Raw genomic sequence first — 18839 nt, forward strand, 5'->3', positions numbered from 1 at the left:
GCTTCGGGTGTGTGAAGATTCGCGCACCGACCAGTCCCACGCGCGCGCGATGCGAATGGCTCGGTGGCCCACCGATGGGCGGTCTGTCGTTTAAGCGCGGGAGAAGCTGAAATCAAATCCCGGGAATCGCTTGCGCGGCCTGCCGATTTGTCTATTTGTTGAGCACAATGTGCGCTGATGATTATTTGAGCTTTCTCCGCGGGTCGGAGACCGAGGGCGGCCTCGCGCCCCCCGGCGGCGAGCGACCCGTTCCGGTCCTCTTGGCGCCGCTGTCCGGCGTCACCGACCTGCATGTCCGACGCATCGCGCGACGCCTCGGTGCGAGCGCGGTCGTCTCCGAGATGGTGGCCGCCGCGGAACTCGCTCGCGGCGACCAGGAAGCTCGGCTGCGGGCGGAGGGCAGCGGCGTCGATCCGCACATCGTGCAGCTCGCGGGTTGCGCCCCGGAGCCGATGGCGGAGGCCGCGCGCATCGCAGAAGCCAACGGGGCGGACGTGATCGACATCAACATGGGCTGTCCGGCCAAGGTGGTGACCGGCGTCGCCTCGGGCTCGGCGCTGATGCGCGACATCGAGGGGGCGACCCGCATCCTCGCCGCCGTGCGGGGGGCCGTGCGGGTCCCCGTCACGGTGAAGATGCGGCTCGGCTGGGACCACGCCAACCTCAATGCCCCCGACCTCGCGCGCCGGGCCGAGAGGCTCGGGCTGAACGCCGTGACGGTACACGGCCGGACGCGGCAGCAATTCTACAAGGACCAGGCCGATTGGGTCGCGATCCGCGCCGTGGTCGAGGCGGTGGCCATTCCGGTCATCGCCAACGGCGATATCGCCACCCTCGCCGAGGCGCGAACCTGCCTCGCGCGCTCCGGCGCCGCCGGCCTGATGGTCGGGCGGGCGGCGGTGGGACGGCCCTGGCTCGTCGGCGCCCTCGCCGCCGGCCTCGCGGGCCAGCCCGCGCCCGTCCTGTCGGGTGCCGAGAAGGCCGCCCTGGCAGTGGAGCATTATCAAGGCCTCCTCGCCCTCTACGGCCTGCGCATGGGCGTGCGCCACGCCCGCAAGCACCTGGCAGCCTATGCGGAGGCCGGCGGCGGCCTCTCGGCCGAGGACCGGATGCGCCTTCTCACCACCACGGACCCGGCGGTCGCCACCACCCTCCTGGCCCGGGCCTTCGGCGCGGATTGCGGCGGGACACTGCCGCACGCCATCGGGGAGGCCGCATGAGCTCGGACAAGCCGATCTCGGGGCGCAGCGGTGCCATGCGACCCGACGCCATCCCCACCAACGAGGCGGTGATCAACGCCCTGCCGCTGCCGGTCCTGACGGTCGGGGCGGACGACCACATCCTCCACGTCAATCATGCCGGCGAGACCTTCTTCGATCATTCCGCCCGGCTGATGCAGCGGCGGCGCCTCTCGGACATCATCCCCTTCGCCTCGCCGATCATCGCCCTGGTGGCGGAGGTGCGGCGGCGCCGGGCCAGCGTCAGCGAGTACGGGGTGGAGTTGGTGCAGCCGCGCTCGGGCCTCGAGCGCAGCGTCGACGTCTTCGCGACGCCCCTGGGCGACGACGAGGAAGCCGTGGTCCTCATGCTCCAGGAACGCACCATCGCCGACAAGATGAACCGCCAGCTCACCCATCGGGGCGCCGCACGCTCCATGGTGGCGCTCGGCGCCATGCTGGCCCACGAGATCAAGAACCCGCTCGCGGGCATCCGCGGGGCGGCCCAGCTCCTCGAGCAGTCGGGCAACGAGGACGATCGTCTCCTGACCCGCCTGATCTGCGACGAATCCGACCGGATCGTACGCATCGTCGAGCGCATGGAGCTGTTCGGGGACGAGCGCCCGGTGGAGCGCGGCTCGGTCAACGTGCACGGCGTACTCGACCAGGTGAAGCGCTCGGCACAGTCGGGCTTCGCCCGCCATATCCGCTTCGTCGAAACCTACGATCCCTCCCTGCCGCCGGTGCTGGGCAACCGAGACCAGCTCGTGCAGGTGATCCTGAACCTCGTGAAGAACGCCGCCGAGGCCATCGGCGCCGACGCGGTCGACGGCGAGATCACCCTGTCGACGGCCTTCCGCACCGGCCTGCGCCTGCAGGTGCCGGGGTCGCGCGAGCGCGTCAGCCTGCCGATCGAGGTCGCTGTGCGGGACAACGGTCCCGGCGTCTCGGCGGACCTGCTGCCCGACCTGTTCGATCCCTTCGTCACGACGAAGGCGCAAGGCTCCGGCCTCGGACTTGCATTAGTCGCCAAGATCATCGGCGACCATGGCGGGATCGTCGAGTGCGATCCGGTCCCCCGCCGAACCACGTTCCGCCTTCTTCTCCCCATGTCGAGCGCCCGCGACGGGCGCGAATCGTCCGCGGAGCTGTAGAGTCGCGTCATGCCCAACGGACACATCATCGTCGCGGATGACGACGCCGCCATCCGCACCGTCCTCAACCAAGCCCTGTCGCGGGCCGGGTACGAGGTCCGCTCGACCGGCAATTGCGCCACCCTCTGGCGGTGGGTCGCCGAAGGCGCGGGCGACCTCGTCATCACCGACGTGGTGATGCCGGACGAGAACGTCTTCGACTTGCTGCCGCGCATCAAGCGGGTGCGGCCGGAGCTGCCGATCATCGTCATGAGTGCGCAGAACACCTTCATGACGGCGATCCGCGCGTCCGAGCGGGGTGCCTACGAATACCTGCCCAAGCCCTTCGACCTGAAGGAGCTGATCGCCATCGTTGGGCGCGCCCTGTCCCGTCCGCGCGGCACCGCACCCGCCGGGGCCGACCCGGGCAACGAGGACATCCCCCTGGTCGGGCGCTCGCCGGCCATGCAGGAGATCTACCGGGCGCTGGCCCGGCTGATGCCGACCGACCTCACCGTGATGATCACCGGCGAGTCCGGCACCGGCAAGGAGCTCGTCGCCCGGGCGCTGCACGATTACGGACGGCGCCGGACCGGCCCGTTCGTGCCAGTGAACATGGCCGCCATCCCGCGCGACCTCATCGAATCCGAGCTGTTCGGTCATGAGAAGGGAGCCTTCACAGGCGCGTTGTCGCGCTCGGCCGGCCGCTTCGAGCAGGCCGAGGGCGGCACGCTGTTCCTCGACGAGATCGGCGACATGCCCATGGAGGCGCAGACCCGCCTCCTGCGCGTGCTGCAGCAGGGCGAGTACACCACCGTCGGCGGCCGGGTGCCGATCAAGACCAACGTCCGCATCATCGCGGCCACGAACAAGGACCTGCGGGTCTCGATCCAGCAGGGCATCTTCCGCGAGGACCTGTTCTTCCGGCTGAACGTGGTGCCCCTGCGCCTGCCGGCCCTGCGCGAGCGCTCCGAGGACGTGCCCGACCTCATCCGCCACTTCTTCATCCTGGTGGAGCGCGAGGGCCTGAGCCGCAAGCAGCTCGACGGCGAGGCGATGGAGCGGCTGAAGCGCTATCGCTGGCCCGGCAATGTCCGCGAGCTGGAGAACCTCGTCCGGCGCCTCGCGGCCCTCTACCCGCAGGAGACGATCACCGGGCCCGTCATCGAGGCCGAGCTCGACACCCTGCCGCTGGCCCAGAGCCAGCCGAACGGCGCGGCCGGCGCCCGCAAGCCACCCGGCGAGGCCGAGACGCTGTCGGGGGCGGTAGAGCGCCACCTCGCCGAGTATTTCAGCGGATACCGGGACACGCTGCCTCCGCCGGGCCTGTACCACCGCATCCTGCGCGAGATCGAAGGGCCGCTGATCGGTGCGGCGCTGGCCGCCACCCGCGGCAACCAGATCCGGGCGGCGGAGCTGCTGGGCGTGAACCGCAACACCCTGCGCAAGAAGGTCCGAGACCTCGACCTGCAGGTCTTCCGCAACGCGCGGTGACCCGCCCGGGCGACGCCGCGGAGCGCGCACCCGGCCTGTTCCACTTCAGCGAGGATCCGGCGATCCGGCTCTTCGTGCCGCGTCCCGTTCGGGTTCCCATCGATCGCGGTCCGGACCGGGCCTGGCTGAACGGCCCCCTGGTCTGGGCGATCGATGCTGCCCACAGCCTGCTCTACCTCTTCCCCCGCGACTGTCCCCGGATCGTGATCTGGCCGACCGCCGAGACCTCGCCGGAGGACCGGCGGACCTGGTTCGGGGACGTCGCGGGCCGCGCCGTCGCCTATGTGGAGGAAGCCTGGATGGACCGGATCCGATCCGGGACGCTCCACCGCTACGGGATGCCATCCGAAGCGTTCGAGCCTGCCGGAGATCCCGGCACCTGGGTCTCGCCGCGCGCTGTCATTCCGGACAGCCGTGACAGCCTCCCCGATCTGCCGGCTACAATGGCGATGGCGGGTGTGGAGCTTCGCATGCTGCCCCGTCTCACCCCGCTCGCGCCGATCTGGCGATCGAGCCTGCACGCCAGCGGCATTCGCCTCCGGAACGCACAGGACTGGGTAACCCCCGAGGGCGGACCGCCTCGGCCGATCGCCCATCGGCCATGACGATCCCCGCACAGCGAAACGCGGACGGGTTGCCCCGTCCGCGTCGCCGACGCGCTCTCGCTGTGTCGCCTATCAGGCCATGGCGGGCTTGCCCACGAGCACCGGTTCGACGCTTCCGTCGAGCCAGCGCCGACGCATCGGCTTCAGCACGAAGTAGGCGAGGATCGCGGTCAGCACGTCGAGGGTGATGATGATCGCGAAGACCGGCAGCCACGATCCCTGCACGGCGTAGATCCAAGCCGCGATCGGGCCGCCGAAGAGCGAGCCGATGCCCTGGGCCATGTAGAGGAAGCCGTAATTCGTCGTGGCATGCTTGGTGCCGAACGTGTCGGTAAGGATCGAGGGGAACAGCGAGAAGATCTCGCCCCAGGCGAAGAACACCACGCCGGAGAGCAGCGCGAAGGCGTAGGCGTTCTCGCGGAACACCAGGAGCAGGGCGATCGCCACCGCTTCGGCCGCGAAGGCGATGCCCATGGTGTTCTCGCGACCGATCTTGTCGGAGACCCAGCCGAAGAACGGGCGGGTCAGGCCGTTGGTGATGCGGTCGAAGGTCAGCGCGAAGGGCAGGGCAACGAAGCCGAAGATGATCGCATCGGCGACACCGAAGTCGCGGGCGAAGGAGGCGAAGTTGGCCACCACCATCAGGCCGCCGGTCGACATCATCGTCATCATCACGAACATCAGCCAGAACAGCGGCGTCCGCAGCATCACCCGCGGGGGGGTGTCGTGGACGCAGGTCGACAGGTTGACGGCCGGGGGCGGCAGAACCTCACCGGCGCGCGGTGCGCGCAGACCGAGGGCCGCGAGCGCTCCGATCGCTCCGAGCACGATGCCGAACACCGTGAGCGTGTGACGGTAGCCCGATGCGGTGAGCATGTCGCTGATCGGGAAGGTGCTCAGCATGGCGCCCATGCCGTAACCGGCCGCGACCACGCCGACGGCGAAGCCGCGCCGGTCGGGAAACCACTTCACCATCAGGCCGACGATGCCGACATAGACGATGCCGGTGCCGAGGCCGCAGAACAGCCCATAGGTGGCGTAGACACCCAGCAGGGTGTCGACCCGGGCAGCCAGGACCCAGCCGAGGCCGGACAGGGCGGCCCCCAGCGCGATCATCAGCTTGGGGCTGAACCGATCGATCAGGTAGCCCTGTACCGGCGAGAAGAAGGTCTGCAGCACGATCAGGATCGTGAAGGTCCACTGGATCTGCGGCAGCGTCGAGCCGGTCGTCGCGATCAGCGGTTTGGTGAAGAGCGTCCAGACGTACTGCGGACTGGAGATCGCCATCATGGCGATCAGCCCGAGGCCGAGTTGCAGCCAGCGTTGGCGGGAAAGGGTCGTATCCATTATTCGCTCCTTGCGATGGACCGGCCTTGCAAGGATGGTGCCAAGTCGTTGCTCTATCTCGTCTTATGACGCAACCCAGCCGCGAAGATCAGGGGAAGTTACAGCCCCTCCGAACCACCGTCGGATCTCGGATCGTGGACCGCGGCGATCGCGCCGTTGCTTGCGTGACGCACGAGCATGCCGGCATGGCCGAGGGAGTCGATGTAGGCGCCGCCGAGTTCCTCGATCTCGTGTCCGAGCTTGCGCAGCGCGGCGATGCAGGCCGGGTCGAAGCGGTCCTCCACCTTCACGGTGAGGGATTCGGCCCCCCAGGTCCGGCCGTAGAGAAGGCGCGGCGCGTCGACAGCGGCCGCCGGGTCCATCCCGTAATCGGCGTAGCGCGCGAAGATCTGCGACTGGAACTGCGGCTGCCCGTCGCCGCCCATGCTGCCGTAGGACATCACGCGGCCGTCGTCGAAGCAGGCGAGGGCCGGAATCAGGGTGTGGAACGGGCGACGGCCAGGCTCCAGCGGGTTCACCGCCGTGGCGTCGAGGGAGAACGAGGTCCCCCGGTTCTGCCAGTGGATGCCGGTCTTCGGCAACACGATGCCGGAGCCGTATTCCCAGTAGATCGACTGGATGTAGGACACCGCCAGACCGTCGCGGTCGATGGCGCCCATCCAGACGGTGTCGCCCTCGCCGGGGTTGCGCAGGGGCACGCTCGCGGCCCGGCGCATGTCGATCTGTGCCGCCTCGCGGTCCATGCGCTCCGGCGTCAGGAAGCTGGCGGGGTCGACGGCCAGCCGATCGTAGTCGGTCACGATCCGGTCGCGGATCGCGAAGGCGCGCTTCGTGGCCTCGATCAGCCCATGGTAATGCGCGGTGGTCTCGGGCCGGTCGATCCGAAGGCGGTCGAAGATGCCGAGGATCAACAGCGCGGCGATGCCCTGGGTGGGCGGCGGGAAGTTGTAGAGCATGGCATCCCGGCGGCGGATCGCGAGCGGCGCGCGTTCGCGGGGCGCATAGGCTTCGAGGTCGGCCCGGGTGACAGGCGTTTCGAGGCGGTCGAGGTCGGCGGCGATCTCGCGCCCGAGGTCACCCTTGTAGAAGTCCTCGAGACCCGCATGGGCCAGCTGCTCCAGGGTGCCGGCGAGCGCCGGCAGCTTGCGGAGGGCGCCGGCCGCGAACGGCTTGCCGCCGTCGAGGAAGGTCTCCGCGAAGTGCGGCTGGTCGTGGAGCGTGTCGAGCTCCTTCGGGACGTAGCGCGCCTCCGAGGGCGAGACCGCGACGCCGTCCCGGGCATGGCGGATCGCGTCGGCGAGCAGGGTGGAGAGGGGTAGGCGGCCACCCAGCGCCTTCGACAGGTCGAGGGCGAGGCGCCAGCCGCCGATGGCGCCCGCCACGGTGAGCGCCGCATCCGGGCCCCGGGACGGGAGGACCTCGTAGCCCTTCTCCCGGTAGCGCCGGATCGTGGCGTTCTGGCCGGCCGGGCCGCAAGCCTCGATACCGCGCACCCGCCCGCCGCGTTCGCGTACCAGCCAGAAGCCGTCGCCGCCGATCCCGTTCATGTGCGGGTAGACCACCGCGATGGCGGCGGCCATGGCCGTCATCGCCTCGATCGCGTTGCCCCCCTGCGCCAGGACGTGCTGCCCGGCCTGGGCGGCGAGGCGGTGGGGCGCCGCGACCGCGGCCGAAGCGAAGACGGGGGTGTTGGACATGGTGATCTCTGCGTGAGGATGCGCTGAAGGATAATGTATTTACACGGGGCGTCGATCGTTGTCGGGCTGGTCTGGGCGCCGGGCCCACCGGCGCAGACGGCGGCTTCGGGCCCAAGCGGCGCCTCGCCTTCTAGAAGATTCCGACCCTCCTCCGTGCCCAATTCGTATTAATTTCGCCACACTGTTGTGGCGACGCATCAGCGATGCCGTGGCTCCGCTCGTCCCACAATTCCAAGGCCTCCCGGGAAGGTTCGGTCTCCGCCGATCCGGCGGAGACCGGCGGGACCGACCGATCACCCATGACGGTGCGTCCCCCGCCGCGCGGCCCAGGCCTGATCGGTGCGCTGGTGGTCATCACGGCGCTGGTCTCCGCCATCACCACCTTTCTGATCCTGGCCGGCGTGATCCGGGTCACGCCGACGCCGACGGTGGGACTGACCCTCCTCGGCATCAATGTCTTCCTCGTCCTCGGCCTCGTGGTGATCATCGCCTGGGAGGCGCGGGTCTTCCTCTACGCGCGGCGGACGAATGCCGCGGTGGCCCGCCTGCACACCCGCATCGTCGGCCTGTTCAGCCTGATCGCCATCCTGCCGACCGTGCTCCTCGCAGTGGTGGCGGCGGTGACCATCGATCGCGGCCTGTCGCTCGGCTTCACCGACCGGGTACGCGACGTTGTCCTCAAATCCGTCGAGGTGGCGGATGCCTATCAGGAAAACCAGTGCCAGAGCCTGGCGCGCGAGATCCGCATCCTGGCCGACGACCTCACCCGGGCGCGGCCGAACTTCGACGTGAATCGCGCGTGGTTCGAGAGCTTCCTCACCACCCGCGCCACCGCCCTCGGCCTGCCGGTGGCCGAGATCATGCGCGGCCCGAACGAGGTGGTGGCGCGCGCCAAGATCGATACCCTGAAGGAACGCCGCCTGCCTTCGGCGGCGGCCTTCGAGGACGCGGCGAAATCGACCGATCCGATCTGCCTCGTACCGAGCGAGGGGCGCATCTTCGCCGCCCTCCTGCGGATGCCGGCCTACGACGGCGCTGTGCTGCTGGTGCAGCGCGAGGTGAGCCAGCTCGCCATCGAGTTCCCAGGCGTGTCGCGGGCGGCCGCCGCCGAGTACCTGACCTACGACTCGCTGAAGCGCTCGATCCAGATCAGCTTCGCCTCGGTCTTCGTGCTGATCGCCCTGATCGCCCTGCTCTCGGCGGTGTGGTTCGGCCTGAACTTCGCCAACCGCTTCGTCGCGCCGATCCGGCGCCTGATCAACGCCGCCGACCAGGTCGCCTCGGGCAACTTCTACGCCCAGGTCCCGGCCCGCAAGAGCGACGGCGACCTCGCGCACCTGTCCGAGAGCTTCAACAAGATGACGCAGGAGTTGCGCCGCCAGCATGACGGGCTGACGGCGGCCAGCGATCTCATCGACCGGCGCCGTCGATTCACGGAGGCCGTGCTGGCTGGCGTCTCCCCCGGCGTCCTCGGCGTCGACGCGGCGGGGCACGTCACCATCGCCAATCCGTCGGTGGAGCGCACCCTCGGGCTCTCGGCCGACGCGATCGTCGGCAAACCCTTGACCCAGGCGGTGCCCGAGCTGCAGGCGCTGTTCCCAGAGGGCGGCGAGGCGCGCCTGCGCACCCTGCAGCAGCAGATCCAGCTCACACGGGACGGCCGCGAGCGCACCGTGACCGTTCGGGTCACCAGCGAGCAGGCTCAGGGCGGCGCCCGCGGCTTCGTCGTCACCCTCGACGACATCACCGATCTCGTCTCGGCCCAGCGCACCTCGGCCTGGGCGGACGTCGCCCGGCGCATCGCCCACGAAATCAAGAATCCGCTGACCCCGATCCAGCTCTCGGCCGAGCGCATCCGGCGCAAGTACGGCAAGGTCATCACCACCGACAAGGAGGTGTTCGACCAGTGCACGGCGACGATCGTGCGCCAGGTCGACGAGATCAAGCGCATGGTCGACGAGTTCTCGTCCTTCGCACGCATGCCGAAGCCGGCCATCGCGCAGAACGACCTCAGCGAGATCACGCGCCAGAACCTGTTCATGATGCGGGTGGCGCATCCCGACATGAAATTCTCGTTCGGCGAGGACGGCGATCAGCCGATCCTGGCCGCGTTCGATATCCGCCTGCTGTCTCAGGCGATCACGAACATCCTGAAGAACGCCGTCGAGGCGGTGCAGGCCGTGCCGGAGGCCGAACTCGGCCAGGGCAAGGTCGACGTGCGCCTCGTCCTCGAAGAGGGGTTCGTGATCATCGAGGTCACGGATAACGGCAAGGGATTTCCCATCGAGGGGCGCCAGCGGCTGCTGGAGCCCTATATGACCACCCGCGAGGGTGGCACCGGCCTGGGGCTGGCCATCGTTAGCAAAGTCCTCGAAGAGCATGGCGGCGGGATCGAATTGAACGACAATCCGGAAGGTCGGGGAGGGCGCGTACGCCTGCGCGTCCCGCGCGACACCAGCGCCGCCCCCGTCCGAGACTCAGCCAACCACACGCCGCCGGAGGGCAACCCCTCTGCGCAGGATGAGAAGGGCGCCGCGCGGACGGCCCCCCCAATCGCGGAGATCCAGTCATGAGCGCCGATATCCTCATCGTCGACGACGAAGCCGACATCCGCGACCTCGTGGCCGGTATCCTCGACGACGAGGGCCATCGCACCCGCACCGCCGGCGGATCGGACGAGGCCCTGGCGGCGATCGAGTCCCGTCGGCCCCACCTCGTCTTCCTCGACATCTGGCTGCAGGGCTCGCGCCTCGACGGCCTGCAGGTGCTCGACCAAATCAAGGCCGGCCACCCGGACCTGCCGGTGGTGATGATCTCGGGCCACGGCAACATCGAGACCGCCGTGGCGGCGATCAAGGCCGGTGCCTACGACTTCATCGAGAAGCCGTTCAAGGCCGACCGGCTGATCCTGGTGGCCGAGCGCGCCCTCGAAGCCTCGCGCCTCAAGCGCGAGGTTCGCGACCTCAAGGCCCGGTCGGGTCAGGCCAGCCGGCTCGTCGGCGCCTCGGTGGTGGTCAACCAGCTGCGCCAGACCGTGGAGCGGGTGGCACCGACCAACGCCCGCGTGATGATCCTCGGGGCACCGGGCTCGGGCAAGGAGCTCTCGGCACGCACCCTCCACGCCCTGTCGGCCCGGGCGAACGGGCCCTTCGTGGTCATCAACGCCGCCACCATCACACCGGACACGATGGAGGCCGAGCTGTTCGGCGTCGAGGCGGGGGAGGGCCGGGCGCGCCGGGTCGGTGCCCTGGAGGAGGCCCATGGCGGGTCGCTCTACATCGACGAAGTCGCAGACATGCCGCGCGAGACCCAGAACCGCATCCTGCGCGTCCTGGTCGATCAGAACTTCCAGCGCGTCGGCGGCACGACGCGGGTGCACGTGGATGTCCGCATCATCTCGTCCTCGTCGCGCGATCTCGCCGAGGAGATCGCCGGGGGCCGCTTCCGGGAGGACCTGTTCCACCGCCTCTCGGTGGTGCCGATCCGGGTGCCATCCCTGTCGGAGCGCCGCGAGGACGTGCCCGAACTGATCACCTTCTTCATGGAGCAGATCTCGGGCGCGACCGGCCTGCCGCGTCGGCGCATCGCCGAGGACGCCATGGCGGTCCTCCAGTCGCACGACTGGCCCGGCAACGTCCGCCAGCTGCGCAACAACGTCGAACGCCTGATGATCCTGACCCACACGGACCCGGATCAGGAAGTGACCTCCGAGATGCTGCCCACCGAGATCGGCGCCCTGGTGCCGACGACGCCGAACGGGTCGGGCGGCGAGAAGCTGATGAGCCTGGCGCTCCGCGAGGCCCGCGAGATCTTCGAGCGCGAGTACCTGATCGCGCAGATCGCCCGATTCTCCGGCAACATCTCCCGCACGGCGGAGTTCATCGGCATGGAGCGCTCCGCACTCCACCGAAAACTCAAGTCGCTCGGGATCGGCCCCTGAGAACACCGCGGCGATGCACTTGCATCGCGACCGCGATACACGTGTAATGTTCCCGCACCGTCGCCCTGCTGCGCAGCGCGTCGGGGCATGCGAGACCAACGGACGAGAACCCGTCATTACGGCGGGCGGCGATGCGAACCAAGGATAAGAAAAAATGGCGGGCGAGCGCGCTCAGAACCTCCAGGACACGTTCCTGAACCATGTTCGCAAGAACAAGATTCCGCTCACGATCTTCCTCGTGAACGGCGTCAAGCTTCAGGGCGTGGTGACGTGGTTCGACAATTTCTGCGTGCTCTTGCGGCGGGACGGCCATTCGCAGCTCGTCTACAAGCATGCCATCTCGACGATCATGCCGGGGCACCCGGTGCAGCTGTTCGAGCCCGACGAAACGGCGCCTGACAAGGCCTGAGCGCGCGGGAAACTGCATCCGTCCGGCCGGAAAGGTTTGCCGCGCCCTTGTCTGGGGCCGGCAAGCGCCCATTGTCCTGAAGACACGTAGGACAGGGTTGAACAAAGAACTTCATGACTGAACCGATGACGCCCGGCGAAGCCCGGCTCCAGGCGATGGCCGCCCCCGAGGGTGACATCGCGGCGGCAACCCACACCCTCGTCGTCGGACCCTATCTCGGGCGCGCCGCCGCCGCCGCCCGGGGCAATTCCGACGGCAGCCCGGAAGCCTTGCGCTCGACCGAGGCGCGCCTCGATGAGGCCGCCGGGCTCGCGGCCGCCATCGAGCTCGACGTCGTCGAAGCCATCGTGGCGCCGGTGCAGCGGATCCGCCCGTCAACCTATCTCGGCAAGGGACGCGTCGAGGAGCTGGCCGGCGTGATTCGCGCCCGCGAGATCGGTCTCGTGGTGATGGACTGCGCCCTGTCGCCGGTGCAGCAGCGCAACCTCGAGAAGGCCTTCGGCTGCAAGGTCATCGACCGCACCGGCCTGATCCTGGAGATCTTCGGCCGGCGCGCCTCGACTCGCGAAGGCACGCTGCAGGTCGAGCATGCCCATCTCGCCTACCAGAAGAGCCGCCTCGTCCGATCCTGGACCCACCTGGAGCGCCAGCGCGGCGGCTTCGGCTTCCTCGGCGGTCCCGGTGAGACGCAGATCGAGGCCGACCGGCGCATGATCCAGGAACGGATGACGAAGATCGAGCGCGAGCTCGACAGCGTGACCCGCACCCGCGGCCTGCACCGACAGAGCCGGGCACGGGTGCCCTACCCGATCGTGGCCCTCGTGGGCTACACCAATGCCGGCAAGTCGACGTTGTTCAACACTCTCACCAAGGCCCAGGTCATGGCGCAGGACATGCTGTTCGCGACCCTGGACCCGACGGCGCGGGCGACGAAGCTGCCGCACGGCGAGACCGTGATCCTCTCCGACACCGTGGGTTTCATCTCGGAGCTGCCGACCTCCCTGATCGCAGCCTTCCGGGCGACCCTGGAGGACGTGATCCACGCCGACATCCTGCTCCATGTCCGCGACGTGTCTCACGTGGACAGCGCCGCCCAGGCGGAGGATGTGGGCTCCGTTCTGCGCGAGCTCGGGATCGAGACTTCGGCCTCGCGCATCATCGAGGTCTGGAACAAGGCCGATCTCCTCGATGCGGATGAGCGAACCCGCCTCCTGAATCTCAGCGGACAGGGCCGCAGCGATCGGGACAGCGATGCCCCGGTGCTGGTCTCGGCCCTGACGGGGGAGGGGCTCGGTGTCCTGACGGCGCGCATCGAGGCGCGGATCGCGCGCCAGCGTTCGACCTTCGCGGTGGTCCTCCCGCCGGAGGACGGCGCCGCCCTGCACTGGCTCTACGAGAATGCCGAGGTGCTCGACCGGCGCGAGGAGGAGGGCGGCACGATGCACCTCGCCATCCGCATCGCGCCCGAGAAGGAGCCGCGCTTCCTGAACCGCTTCGAGGGTGCGCGCCGCCTCAATCGGGTGAGTTGACGACCTTTCCGACGGCTCGTCCCTGAACGCGTGACGCCCGCGATCCTTTCGGATCGCGGGCGTTTCCGTCAGTGGCGCCGAGGGCCCGATACGATCAGGGCTGGAGCACGCCGTTGATGACGTGGATGACGCCGTTCGACTGCATCACGTTGGCGGTGGTGACGGTGGCGGTGCTGCCCTTGGCGTCGGTCACGTAGACCTTCTTGCCCTTGGTCTGGACGGTCAGCGGCTCGCCCTCGACCGTCTTCAGCTGCGCTTCGCCGCCGCCGTCCTTGGCGAGCTTCATCAGATCCTTGGCCGTGTAGGTGCCGGGGACCACGTGGTAGGTCAGGATCTTGGTCAGGGTCGCCTTGTTCTCGGGCTTCACCAGGGTCTCGACCGTGCCGGCCGGCAGCTTGGCGAAGGCGGCGTTGGTGGGCGCGAACACCGTGAACGGGCCGGGGCTGGCCAGGGTGTCGACGAGGCCGGCGGCCTTCACGGCGGCGACCAGGGTGGTGTGGTCCTTCGAGTTCACCGCGTTCTCGACGATGTTCTTCGAGGCGTACATCGGCGCACCGCCGACCATCGGGTTCTTGGCGAAGGCCGCGACCGGGAAGGTGGCGCCGACGGAGAAGGCGAGCACGACGGCGGCGATCTTGGAAGCCACCGGGCGACGGGCGTGACGCGTGATCATGGAGCGTATCCTCTGGAACGATTGCCCCTTCGTGGGCATCATCGTCCGGTACGGAGGACGGTCGGATAAAGTTTCAGACGCCGGCGGATTGCTTGAAGGGCGGACGGGGTTTCTCTTACCCGCGAGGCACCGGCTCGAATCCCCTCTCGGAGCGCTCTCTGTCGCCGAACACGCGAAAGCCCGTCCGACAGGTGTCGGACGGGCTTTGCGCGATCCCCTCTGCGGCGGGGCCAGGCCCCGCCGCCGGACGTCGGATCAGTACTTGCGGATGATCGGCGCGGGAGCGGCGGCAACCGGGGTCGGCGAGTACAGCGGAACGATCAGGCGGCCCGAGATCTCGGTGCTGTCGAAGCTGGTGGTCGCGACGGTGCGGGCGACGTAGACCTGCGCGGTGACGGGCCCGAAGTCGTAGCCGACGAGGCCGCCCATCAGGAACCGGCCGCGGTCGTTGAAGGCGGCGTTGACGGTGCCGACCCGACCGAGGCTGGTGTCGAAGTTGACGGTGCCGTAGGCGATGGCGCCGATCTCGAACTTGCCGAACTTCTTGGTCGCGGTCAGGTCGAGGTTGAGCGAGTCGGACAGGGTGTAGACGGTACCGAAGTTCCGACCACCACCGAACGACGACGGCGAGTCGTAGAAGTTGGCGGTCAGGTTGGCGGTGATGTTCCAGCCATCAGCCGTGTAGCTGCCTGCGATGCCGGCGCGGTAGGTGTTCGAGGAGAGCTGCGGCAGCACGGCGCCGGCGCCGAGGACACCGTTGTTCTGCACCAGAACGCCGCGGTCGCCGTTCAGCTCGTTCAGGTAGACACCGCCGAGCAAGCTGACGCCGAAGCCGCCGCCGAGATCGAAGGCCCAGATGCCGCCCACGAAGGTACCGACGTTGATCGACAGATCACGCACGCCGGTGGGGCCGCCGCGCTTGCCGAAGGCGAACACGGTGGGGGGAGCAACGAGGAGCTCGACGCGGCCGCCGAAGGGAACGAACGGGGTCGACCAGACCAGCACCGGGACGTTCACACCGACGTCGACGGCCGACGGATTGTCCCGTGACTGGAAGACGAACGTGTTCAGCGCATAGATGCCCTCGGGCAGCGGGGCGCCGGTGGCCAGGCCGACCTGCTCGCCCGGAACCGTCGTGGTCTGCGCGTAGGATGCGGTGGCGGTCATGCCGACCGTGAGCGCGAGCGCTCCGGCAACGAGCCAGTTCTTCGACATTTTTACTCTTCCTTCCCAAGGATTTCAGGCGTCCGCCACGCAGCCGTCCGAACCATTCTGCCGATGCGCCGCTTGTTCGCAGCTTGTTTGCAGTGGATCCGGCGGCCCCCCTTGCGGCCCGTTCTCAAGTCTCAACGTCGAGAACTATTCTACAGGACGCCGCGGAAGGACAGAGGAATGCTTGGAAACGGGGCAGTTCGGATCCGACCGTTGCGCAAAAGTCGCATTTTCGGTGCAGTGCAGCGGAAGGATTTGTTAACCTTTTGAGCAGGTTGGCCGACGTCTTCGCGCCTCCGCGAAGACCTGGAACGGCAAAATACCGCTGAACACTCAAGCTGTTATGGTTACGGTTCCGTCCCAGGACGATCCGGCAACCGCCCGCGGACCATTGCGCAGTCCGGCGCGCTCGGTCGGGTCGGACCGGGCTCCCGACCGGCGGGTTGATGCGTTGCGCCACCGCTTCGGATCGGTCGACCCGGCGAATCGTCAGATCTCGCGTCGTCCCGATGCGCTATTCGGCGGCGGCCCGACCCTTCGCGGGCGCCGCGACCGGCCGACGCGCGAGGACGTCGCGCAGGAATCGACCGGTGTGGCTCGCCCGCGACTTGGCGATCTGCTCGGGCGTTCCTTGGGCCACGACGACGCCACCGCCGTCGCCGCCCTCGGGGCCCATATCGATGACCCAGTCGGCGGTCTTGATGACTTCGAGGTTGTGCTCGATCACCACCACGGTGTTGCCCTGGTCGACGAGCTCGTGGAGCACCTCCATGAGCTTAGCGACGTCGTGGAAGTGCAGTCCCGTCGTCGGCTCGTCGAGAATGTAGAGCGTGCGGCCTGTGGCGCGCTTGGACAGCTCTTTCGAAAGCTTCACCCGCTGCGCCTCACCGCCCGACAGAGTGGTCGCCTGCTGCCCGACCTTGACGTAGCCGAGGCCGACCCGGGCCAAGGTCTCCATCTTCTCGCGAATGGTGGGCACCGCCTTGAACAGGTCGGCGGCTTCCTCGACGGTCATGTCGAGGACGTCGGCGATCGAGTGGTCGCGGTACTTCACCTCCAGGGTCTCGCGATCGTAACGGCGGCCCTTGCAGACGTCGCAGGTGACGTAGACGTCCGGCAGGAAGTGCATCTCGATCTTGATGACGCCGTCGCCGGAACAGGCCTCGCAGCGTCCGCCCTTCACGTTGAAGGAGAAGCGCCCGGCCTGATAGCCGCGGGCCTTGGCCTCGGGCAGGCCCGCGAACCAGTCGCGGATCGGCGTGAAGGCGCCGGTGTAGGTGGCGGGGTTGGAGCGCGGGGTCCGGCCGATCGGCGACTGGTCGATATCGATGACCTTGTCGAGATGCTCCAGCCCGTCGAGCCGCTCGAAGGGCGCCGGGTGCTCCAGGGCACCGTTCAGGGATTTCGCCACCGCCTTGTAGAGCGTGTCGATGATCAGGGTCGACTTGCCGCCGCCGGAGACACCCGAGATGCAGGTGAAGGTGCCGAGCGGGATGTCGACCGAGACGTTCTTGAGGTTGTTGCCCCGGGCCCCGACGAGGCTGAGCGTGCCCTTCCGTCCCTTGCGACGCGCCGTCGGTACCCGCACGCTCATCTCGCCGGTGAGATACTTGGCGGTCAGCGAATCCGGGTTCTTCAGCACCTCTTCGGGCGTGCCCTGGGCGATGATCCGTCCGCCATGGATGCCGGCGCCCGGGCCGACATCCACGACGTAGTCGGCCTGCAGGATCGCGTCCTCGTCGTGCTCGACCACGATCACCGAGTTGCCGAGGTCGCGCAGGCGCTTCAGCGTGCCGAGCAGGCGCTCGTTGTCGCGCTGGTGCAGGCCGATGGACGGCTCGTCCAGCACGTAGAGCACGCCGGTCAGCCCGGAGCCGATCTGGGAGGCCAGACGGATGCGCTGGCTCTCGCCGCCGGACAGCGAGCCGGAGCCGCGCGCCAGCGTCAGGTACTCGAGCCCGACATCGATCAGGAAGGTCAGCCGGTCGCGAATCTCCTTGAGGATCCGGTAGGCGATCTCGTTCTGCTTTTCGGTGAGCTTGCCCGGCAGCTCCGAGAACCATGCATGGGCATTTCGGACCGAGAGGGCGGTGATCTCGCCCACATCGTGCATCGCGATCTTGACCGAGAGTGCTTCGAGCTTCAGGCGCTTGCCGCCGCAGGTGGCGCAGGGCGTCTCGCTCATGAAGCGCGCGATCTCCTCGCGCGAGCTGTCGCTCTCGGTCTCCTTGTAGCGCCGCTCCAGGTTCGGGATGACGCCCTCGAAGGGCTTGTTCACCTCGTAGGCGCGCATGCCGTCGTCGTAGGCGAAGCGGACCGCTTCAGAACCGGTGCCGGACAGGATCACGTCCCGGGCCTTCGTCGGCAGATCGGCCCAGGCGACCGTGGTCTTGAAGCCGAAGTGGCGGGCCAGCGCGTCGAGGGTCTGGCCGTAATAGGGAGAGGTCGACTTCGCCCAGGGACCGACGGCACCGCGCTTCAGGCTGAGCTTGGCATCCGAGATCACGAGCTCCGGGTCGATCCGCATCTCGTGGCCGATGCCCCCGCAGGTCGGGCAGGCGCCGAAGGGATTGTTGAACGAGAAGAGCCGCGGTTCGATCTCCGCGATGGTGAAGCCGGAGACGGGGCAGGCGAAGCGCGACGAAAAGGTGATGGCCTCCCGCGGCGCCGCGCCCTCCGGCGTCTCGGCGAACTCGATCAGGGCGATGCCGTCGGCGAGTTCCAGGGCGGTCTCGAAGGAATCAGCCAGCCGCGCCGCGATGTCCGCCCGCACCACGATCCGGTCCACCACCACGTCGATGTCGTGCTTCAGCTTCTTGTCGAGCTTCGGCACGTCGTCGATGGCGTAGTACTCGCCGTCGATCCGCAGGCGCTGGAAGCCCTTCTTCTGGAACTCGGCGATCTCCTTGCGGTACTCGCCCTTCCGGCCGCGGATCACCGGCGCCAGGAGGTAGAGTCGGCTCTTCTCCGGCAGGGCCAGGACACGGTCCACCATCTGGCTGACGGTCTGGCTCTCGATCGGCAGCCCGGTCGCGGGCGAGTAGGGAATGCCCACCCGCGCCCAGAGCAGGCGCATGTAGTCGTAGATCTCCGTGACGGTGCCGACCGTCGAGCGCGGGTTCTTCGAGGTGGTCTTCTGCTCGATGGAGATCGCCGGCGAGAGCCCGTCGATCTGGTCGACATCGGGCTTCGACATCATCTCCAGGAACTGGCGCGCGTAGGCCGAGAGGGATTCGACGTAGCGGCGCTGGCCCTCGGCGTAGATGGTGTCGAAGGCGAGCGACGATTTGCCGGAGCCGGACAGACCCGTGAAGACCACGAGGCGATCGCGGGGAATCGTCAGGTCGATGTTCTTCAGATTGTGCTCGCGCGCGCCGCGCACCGAGATGACCCGCGCGTCGCGAGCCCCGTCGAACAGCGCCTCGATCTTGGCTTCGACCCGCTCGGCCTCGGCTTGCGATGTCTTGGCAGCGGCTTTGGCTTTGGCCATGGAGTCTCTTCGGAACGTCTTCGGCGCGGAACTCGTCGGGACTCGACCGGAGCCCCTGCGGCATGTCGGGCGCACCACCGCGTCGGGCAAGGC

Annotated in this window: 13 protein-coding genes; 8 read left to right on the plus strand and 5 right to left on the minus strand. The window is 68.4% G+C overall.

What is annotated here, in order from left to right; all coding sequences use genetic code 11:
• The first annotated feature begins 167 nt into the window (after nucleotides 1-167).
• From dusB to ASF18_RS19265, 4 genes are read left to right on the plus strand one after another with little or no spacing between them, the layout of a single operon-like run.
• Entirely contained in the window at nucleotides 168-1220 is a 1053-nt protein-coding gene (gene dusB / locus ASF18_RS19250; protein ID WP_056354140.1) for a tRNA dihydrouridine synthase DusB, read from the plus strand.
• A gap of 35 nt (nucleotides 1221-1255) precedes the next feature.
• Complete coding sequence (locus ASF18_RS19255) at nucleotides 1256-2371, plus strand: ATP-binding protein (protein ID WP_056211472.1); 1116 nt, start codon at nucleotides 1256-1258, stop codon at nucleotides 2369-2371.
• A 9-nt stretch (nucleotides 2372-2380) separates the two neighbouring features.
• On the plus strand, nucleotides 2381-3844 hold the full coding sequence (ntrC, locus tag ASF18_RS19260; protein ID WP_056354145.1) for a nitrogen regulation protein NR(I): 1464 nt from the start codon (nucleotides 2381-2383) through the stop codon (nucleotides 3842-3844).
• Entirely contained in the window at nucleotides 3841-4449 is a 609-nt protein-coding gene (locus tag ASF18_RS19265) for a DUF6886 family protein (RefSeq protein ID WP_244472756.1), read from the plus strand. Before ntrC ends, ASF18_RS19265 begins: the two co-directional genes overlap by 4 nt.
• A gap of 72 nt (nucleotides 4450-4521) precedes the next feature.
• Here ASF18_RS19265 and oxlT read toward each other — a convergent pair whose 3' ends face one another.
• A complete protein-coding gene (gene oxlT, locus ASF18_RS19270) occupies nucleotides 4522-5796 on the minus strand; it encodes an oxalate/formate MFS antiporter (protein WP_056272485.1) in 1275 nt (424 codons plus the stop codon).
• A 98-nt stretch (nucleotides 5797-5894) separates the two neighbouring features.
• Nucleotides 5895-7493 (minus strand): gamma-glutamyltransferase family protein, encoded by a 1599-nt coding sequence (locus tag ASF18_RS19275; RefSeq protein WP_056354148.1) that lies wholly within the window; start codon nucleotides 7491-7493, stop codon nucleotides 5895-5897.
• A gap of 299 nt (nucleotides 7494-7792) precedes the next feature.
• Here ASF18_RS19275 and ASF18_RS19280 point away from each other — a divergent pair, with 299 nt between their 5' ends.
• The 4 genes from ASF18_RS19280 to hflX all read left to right on the plus strand — a co-directional run bounded on the left by ASF18_RS19280 (nucleotide 7793) and on the right by hflX (nucleotide 13371).
• Nucleotides 7793-10066 (plus strand): PAS domain-containing sensor histidine kinase, encoded by a 2274-nt coding sequence (locus tag ASF18_RS19280; protein WP_156649995.1) that lies wholly within the window; start codon nucleotides 7793-7795, stop codon nucleotides 10064-10066.
• Nucleotides 10063-11433, plus strand: a complete 1371-nt coding sequence (locus ASF18_RS19285) for a sigma-54 dependent transcriptional regulator (protein ID WP_056211300.1) — start codon at nucleotides 10063-10065, stop codon at nucleotides 11431-11433. Before ASF18_RS19280 ends, ASF18_RS19285 begins: the two co-directional genes overlap by 4 nt.
• A gap of 154 nt (nucleotides 11434-11587) precedes the next feature.
• On the plus strand, nucleotides 11588-11842 hold the full coding sequence (hfq, locus tag ASF18_RS19290) for an RNA chaperone Hfq (protein ID WP_009866358.1): 255 nt from the start codon (nucleotides 11588-11590) through the stop codon (nucleotides 11840-11842).
• Nucleotides 11843-11955: 113 nt separating this feature from the next.
• Entirely contained in the window at nucleotides 11956-13371 is a 1416-nt protein-coding gene (gene hflX / locus ASF18_RS19295; protein ID WP_056354155.1) for a GTPase HflX, read from the plus strand.
• 94 nt (nucleotides 13372-13465) lie between these two features.
• On the opposite strand, the gene ASF18_RS19300 is transcribed toward hflX, so the two are convergent.
• The 3 genes from ASF18_RS19300 to uvrA form a co-directional block, all read right to left on the minus strand.
• Nucleotides 13466-14044: a fasciclin domain-containing protein gene (locus ASF18_RS19300; RefSeq protein WP_056354159.1), complete on the minus strand. Its 579-nt coding sequence runs from the start codon at nucleotides 14042-14044 to the stop codon at nucleotides 13466-13468.
• A gap of 255 nt (nucleotides 14045-14299) precedes the next feature.
• The gene (locus tag ASF18_RS19305; RefSeq protein ID WP_056211306.1) at nucleotides 14300-15259 is read right to left on the minus strand and encodes a transporter; all 960 of its coding nucleotides are present in this window, start codon (nucleotides 15257-15259) and stop codon (nucleotides 14300-14302) included.
• Between the two features lie 511 nt (nucleotides 15260-15770).
• On the minus strand, nucleotides 15771-18746 hold the full coding sequence (gene uvrA / locus ASF18_RS19310; RefSeq protein WP_056354161.1) for an excinuclease ABC subunit UvrA: 2976 nt from the start codon (nucleotides 18744-18746) through the stop codon (nucleotides 15771-15773).
• Between the last annotated feature and the right edge of the window lie 93 nt (nucleotides 18747-18839).

Origin of the sequence: Methylobacterium sp. Leaf89 (assembly GCF_001422215.1) — a bacterium.
Lineage (GTDB): Bacteria > Pseudomonadota > Alphaproteobacteria > Rhizobiales > Beijerinckiaceae > Methylobacterium.